Source organism: Candidatus Erwinia dacicola (assembly GCF_001756855.1).
Lineage (GTDB): Bacteria > Pseudomonadota > Gammaproteobacteria > Enterobacterales > Enterobacteriaceae > Erwinia > Erwinia dacicola.
The window spans coordinates 1-1,208 of the sequence record NZ_MAYS01000117.1; the positions used below are offsets into that span (position 1 = coordinate 1).

The window sequence follows — 1,208 nt, forward strand, 5'->3', positions numbered from 1 at the left end:
TCCAAAACCGGCATATTAAAGAGCATGATCAATTATTATCCAACAAAGCCGTGGGTGGGGTTTCTATCTATTTTTCTCTGTGGCTACTTTATGGACTGCAGTCCTGATGGCTGCCCGCTTTTCCGGTCTATATGCTGTGCATCAGACTGCTGCTGCTAATCGGCGTGGTTGATGACCGCTTTGACCTGCCGGTGATGCCGCGCAGACTGGTGCAGGCCGGGGTGGCGGGGATACGTGGTTACGTCGTTTGCCGTGATCGGTTCCATTAACGCCTTCATCTTCAATATGGTTGACGGTATCGACGGCTTACTCGGTGCCCTAGCCAGCGTTGTGGTTGCTACCTTAATAAGCATGCTGTTCTTCTTCGGCGGACAAACGGAGTTGGGGATGTGGTGCCTAGCGCTTGGCCGCAGACAGTGCGACGCATAAGATTATCTGTGCCGATTTGTCGCTCAGGAGAACGACTGATGCACAGGCTCTGCCGGATCTGATTAACCAAACACACCGGAAAATCAGGGAAGCTACAGCAGACGGCGCTTATGACGCGCGTTACGGCCATGATGCGTTGCTGAGGAAAAAATCAGGCCACTTATTCCGCCACAAAGCGGGGTGCCATATTGGCCGGACAAAAGTACCATGAGCGTAACCATGCCGTGGCGAATCAGCATCTGAGCGGCAACAATGACGTCTGGAAAAAGAAAGTGGGTTATCACCGCCGTTTAGTGGCAGAAACGGCGATGTTCCGCAGCAAAACCCTGCTAGGCAGGCATCTGAGCCTGCGTAACCATGATGTTCAGGTTGGTGAAACGATGGCGATGGTCAAAGCGTTGAACCGGATGACGTCGTTGGGTATGCCGCACAGCGTCAAGATCGCATAACAGGTATAGTAGCGGGAGGCATTCTGTCGGCTAACTCTGATTTATTCAACAAAGCCGCGTATAACCTTAGCGATTATGACTTCAGGCTAGCTTTTTAGCGGCATGCTCGGTATTATTCTCGAAGGTTGCCACGTGCCGGATAGCTGGCAGTTTGCAGATTTTCTGCCTGACCTTTATCACGTTTATTTATGGCGTACGCATGGTGGCGAGAATAAAGCTGACAGCTAATATTATTATGACGGTGAAATAGAAATTCATCTGATGCAGAAATAAAATTGGGGGCTGATCCTAGATAACCAAGATCATCCAAGATAGTTCCATGAGAAAAAG

General features: G+C 50.1%; 3 protein-coding genes and 1 pseudogene. 3 read left to right on the top strand and 1 reads right to left on the bottom strand.

Annotated features, from left to right (window positions below):
* Positions 1-131 precede the first annotated feature (131 nt).
* From BBW68_RS19470 to BBW68_RS03620, 3 genes and pseudogenes are all read left to right on the top strand, one after another.
* A complete protein-coding gene (locus BBW68_RS19470; protein WP_245675197.1) occupies positions 132-269 on the top strand; it encodes a hypothetical protein in 138 nt (45 codons plus the stop codon).
* On the top strand, positions 253-429 hold the full coding sequence (locus tag BBW68_RS19475; RefSeq protein ID WP_245675198.1) for a hypothetical protein: 177 nt from the start codon (positions 253-255) through the stop codon (positions 427-429). Before BBW68_RS19470 ends, BBW68_RS19475 begins: the two co-directional genes overlap by 17 nt.
* Positions 404-878: pseudogene (locus BBW68_RS03620) on the top strand (transposase); the annotation flags it as partial. The gene BBW68_RS19475 and the pseudogene BBW68_RS03620, both read left to right, overlap by 26 nt.
* A 112-nt stretch (positions 879-990) precedes the next feature.
* Here the strand turns inward: BBW68_RS03620 and BBW68_RS18250 are convergent.
* Positions 991-1,208, bottom strand: a 218-nt coding sequence (locus tag BBW68_RS18250) for a hypothetical protein (RefSeq protein WP_222563061.1), incomplete at its 5' end; no start/stop codon positions are given.